This is a genomic window from Rathayibacter sp. AY1H3 (genome assembly GCF_002932015.1).
This window is the reverse complement of sequence record NZ_PSUU01000086.1, coordinates 1-3,812: the sequence shown is the minus strand read 5'-3', so window position 1 is coordinate 3,812 and position 3,812 is coordinate 1. Positions and strand designations below refer to the sequence as shown.

The following is a 3,812-nucleotide window of genomic DNA, read 5'->3' as shown; positions in this document are numbered from 1 at the left end:
TCCTGCGCACCGGCCGGCTCCCACTGTCCAGGAGTCGTCGCAGTCGAGTTCGGTCGCTCCCACTGTCCAGAAGGTGTCGCACTCGACATCGATCGCTCCGACTGTCCAGGAGTTGTCGCACTCGACGCCGACTGCGACAACTCCTGGACAGTCGTGGTGGGAGGCGCGCCTCCCCAGGTGCGGGATCAGGGGTTCGTCCACAGAATGCGGATCGCGGGAGACGGACGAGGATCACGGACCGCCAGAATCGCGGCATGTCCAGCACCGACCTCGGAGCCTTCACCCGGCGAGCGGCACTCCGCGCCGGGATGACGGACGCCCGGCTGCGCACTCCCGCCCTGGCCAGCCCCTTCCACGGAGTGCGCACCCGGGTGGCGCCCGTCACGCACCTGGAACGAGCCGCCGCCTACCTGCCGCGGCTGCGGCCCTGGCAGCTCTTCTCCCACCTGACCGCGGCCGAAGCCTGGGGAGTGCCGCTCCCGGCGCGACCCGGCGAGGACGATCCGATCCACGTGGCGGCGACGACGCCGCACCGGCCCCCCAGGACCCGGGGTGTGATCGGCCACACCCTCACGGAGACGGACAGGGTCGAGCGGCACGGCCTGCCGGTGACGGGAGCGGTGTCGACGTGGATCGCGCTCGCGCCACTGCTGTCCGCCCGCGATCTCCTCGCGGCGACGGACCACCTCCTGTTCGAGCCGCGCTACCCGCGCCGGGACGATCCGCGTCCCCATGTCCGGCTTCACGAGCTGCAGGACCGCCTGGCCTCCCATCGGGGCCGGGGCCGACGCGGCCTGGCTGAGGCTCTGCGGCTGGCATCGACCGGAGCCGCCTCGCGGAGGGAGACCTGGCTCCGCGCTCTCGTCGAGGAGGCGGGACTGCCCGCGCCCGACGTGAACGCCGAGATCAGGATCGGCGGCCGACTGCTCGCGGTCGGCGATCTGGTCTTCGAACGTTGGAAGGTGGTGGCGGAGTACGACGGCGGCCAGCACCGGACGGACGACGCGCAGTTCTCACGCGATCGTGAACGGCTCCTGGCCCTGCACCTCGCGGGCTGGATCGTCGTGGTCGTCCGCGCGGAGGGTCTGACCCGGGGCAGGGCGCGCACGATCGCCGAGCTCCGTGCCGCTCTCGTGGCCCACGGCTGGCGACCGTGACGCACCCCGTCGACGGATCGACCCGCTCGTCCATCCCCGCCCCGCCGCCCGCGTCCGCCCCACCGTCCGGATCCGCCCGCCGGTCCGCATCCGATGGAGCACACGGAGCCCTCCGACTACGCAGGAGTCGTCGCACTCGGCGTCGACTGCGACGACTCCTGGACAGTCGCGGGCCGGCGTCAGCTGCTGGCGCGGACGACCAGCGACGTCGGCATCAGCGTGCGGTGCTCCACGGGGAGCCCCTCGATGCGGGCGGTCAGCAGCTCCACCATGCGGGCGCCGAGCTCGTCGGGGAGCTGGCGCACCGTGGTCAGCGCGGGGACGGCGTTCCGCGCGAAGAGATCGTCGTCGAAGCCCACGACGGACACGTCCTCGGGGATCCGGCGGCCGGCCTCGCGGAGGGCGGCGTAGGCGCCGACCGCCATCTGGTCGTTCGCGGCGAAGACGCCGTCCAGGTCGGGGTCGCGGGCGAGGAGGCGGCGCATCGCCTCGGTGCCGCTGGCCGGCGAGAAGTCTCCCCACTCGACGAGGTCGTCGGCGAGGCCGGCGTCGGTGAGTGCGCCGCGCCAGCCGATCAGGCGGTCGACGCCCGGCGGCATGTCGGCGGGGCCCGCGATGGTGGCGATCCGGCGCCGGCCGCGCTCGATCAGGTGCGCGGTGGCGACGGCCGCCCCCTCCGTGTTGTCCACGTCGACGAAGTAGGAGCCGCGCTCGTCGGGCGAGAGCGGTCGGCCGCCGAAGACGATCGGCAGCGTGCCCGAGAGCGCCGCGTAGGAGTGGTCGCCCGAGTGGTGCGAGACCACGAGCGCGCCGTCGACGTTGCCGCCGAGCAGGTAACGCCGCGTCTTCTCGCCGTCCGTCTCGGACGCGATCAGCATCGAGAGCGTGTAGTCCGTGTCGGCCAGGCGCATCGCGGCGCCCTGCACGATCGAGGCGAAGAACGGGTCCGCGAAGACGCGCGCGGTCGACTCCGGCACGATCAGCGCGATCGACTGCGTGCGCCGCGAGGCGAGCATCCGCGCCGCGTGATTGGGCACGTAGTCGAGCTCGCCGATCGCCTTCTCGACGGCGGCCACGATCTCGGCCGCCACCTGCGGGGCGCCGTTGACCACCCGCGAGACCGTCGCGCGCGAGACTCCGGCCCGCGCCGCGACCATCTCGAGGGTGGGGGAGCGGCCCCCGCCGCGGACGCCCGTCGGCTCGCTCACGGGTCAGTCCAGGATCGCCGCGGCGCTGCCGCCGAGCAGTCGGGAGTAGACCAGGCCCGAGTCCTTCACGATCCGCTCCTGCGTGCCGTAGTCGACGCGCACGACGCCGAAGCGCTTCTCGTAGCCCCAGGCCCACTCGTAGTTGTCGAGGAGGGACCACACGAAGTAGCCGCGGACGTCGGCGCCCTGGTCGATCGCGTCGGCGACCTTCTCGACGTGGTCGAGCACGTACTGCGTGCGGTCCGCGTCGTGCACGCGGCCGTCCTCGACGACGTCGTCGTAGGCGGCGCCGTTCTCGGTCACGTAGAGCGGAGGGAGGTTCTCGTATTCCAGGCCCAGGCGGGTCAGCAGGTAGCGCAGCCCGTCGGGGTTCACCTCCCAGTCCATCGCGGTGCGCGGCAGCCCGCGCGACGGGAAGGTGATGAACTCGGAGCCGACCCAGGGGGAGCCGACCTCGCGGTCGGTCGCCTGGGCGAAGTCGTCGGCTCCGGCCGGCAGCGGATGCGCAGAGACGTTGTCGTCGTGGTAGTGGTTCACGCCGAGGAAGTCGAGCGGGAGCGAGATGAGATCGAGGTCGCCGTCGACGATCAGCTCGTCGAGCCCGAGCCCGGCGACGTCCTCGAGCAGGTCCTCGGGGTACTCGCCGCGCAGCAGCGGGTCGAGGAAGATCCGGTTCTGGAGGGCGTCGAAGCGGCGTGCGGCGTCGAGGTCGGCCTCGTCCTCGGGGTCGTCGGGGACGGCGTTCGAGAGGTTGAGCGTGATGCCCAGGTTCTGCGCTCCGAGCTGCCGGAGCGTCGAGACGGCCAGCCCGTGGGCGAGGTGCGTGTGGTGCACGGCGGCGAGGGCCTTCTGCTGCGAGATCACGCCGGGGGCGTGCACGCCCGCCCCGTAGGAGAGCAGGGTCGAGCAGAACGGCTCGTTGAACGTCGTCCAGTGCTGCACCCGGTCGCCGAGGCTCTCGTAGACGGCCTCGGCGTAGTCCCGGAAGCGCTCGGCGGTGTCGCGGTTCGCCCAGCCGCCGGTCTCCTCGACGGCCTGCGGGAGGTCCCAGTGGTAGAGGGTGAGCCACGGCAGCACGCCGGCGCCGAGCAGCTCGTCGACCAGGCGGGAGTAGAAGTCGAGGCCCTCGGGGTTCACCGCGCGGTCGCCCGGCTTGACGCGCGCCCAGCTGACCGAGAAGCGGTAGGAGCCGAGCCCCAGCTCCTTCATCAGCCGCACGTCCGCGGGCATCCGGTGGTAGTGGTCCACCGCGACCTCGGGGGTGTCGCCCTTCGCGACCGCTCCGGGGACGCGGGAGAACGCGTCCCAGATGCTGTCCTCCTTGCCGCCCTCGTGGCCGGCGCCCTCGATCTGGGCGGCGGCGGTCGCGGATCCCCAGAGGAAGCCGGCGGGCCAGTCGCGGACGGCGAGCCGGTCGACGCGGGCGATCTGCTCCGAGAGGCTCGGG

General features: G+C 72.7%; 4 protein-coding genes. 1 reads left to right on the top strand and 3 read right to left on the bottom strand.

Annotated elements, in window-relative coordinates:
• Positions 1-201: hypothetical protein (locus C5C33_RS18845; protein ID WP_219814962.1), on the bottom strand; the 201-nt coding region annotated here is incomplete at its 3' end.
• A 53-nt stretch (positions 202-254) separates the two neighbouring features.
• Between C5C33_RS18845 and C5C33_RS17895 the strand changes: the two genes are divergently transcribed.
• Positions 255-1,157: a hypothetical protein gene (locus C5C33_RS17895; RefSeq protein ID WP_104261775.1), complete on the top strand. Its 903-nt coding sequence runs from the start codon at positions 255-257 to the stop codon at positions 1,155-1,157.
• 179 nt (positions 1,158-1,336) lie between these two features.
• On the opposite strand, the gene C5C33_RS17890 is transcribed toward C5C33_RS17895, so the two are convergent.
• Both C5C33_RS17890 and C5C33_RS17885 read right to left on the bottom strand, forming a co-directional pair.
• On the bottom strand, positions 1,337-2,314 hold the full coding sequence (locus C5C33_RS17890; protein ID WP_104225165.1) for a LacI family DNA-binding transcriptional regulator: 978 nt from the start codon (positions 2,312-2,314) through the stop codon (positions 1,337-1,339).
• A 54-nt stretch (positions 2,315-2,368) separates the two neighbouring features.
• A complete protein-coding gene (locus tag C5C33_RS17885; RefSeq protein ID WP_104261776.1) occupies positions 2,369-3,793 on the bottom strand; it encodes a GH1 family beta-glucosidase in 1,425 nt (474 codons plus the stop codon).
• Positions 3,794-3,812 lie beyond the last annotated feature (19 nt).

Excerpts from the sequence above, each read along its gene's own strand:
- C5C33_RS17890 (WP_104225165.1), bottom strand. The coding sequence starts at position 2,314 with ATGGTCGCGGCGCGGGCCGGAGTCTCGCGCGCGACGGTCTCGCGGGTG.
- C5C33_RS17895 (WP_104261775.1), top strand. The coding sequence starts at position 255 with ATGTCCAGCACCGACCTCGGAGCCTTCACCCGGCGAGCGGCACTCCGC.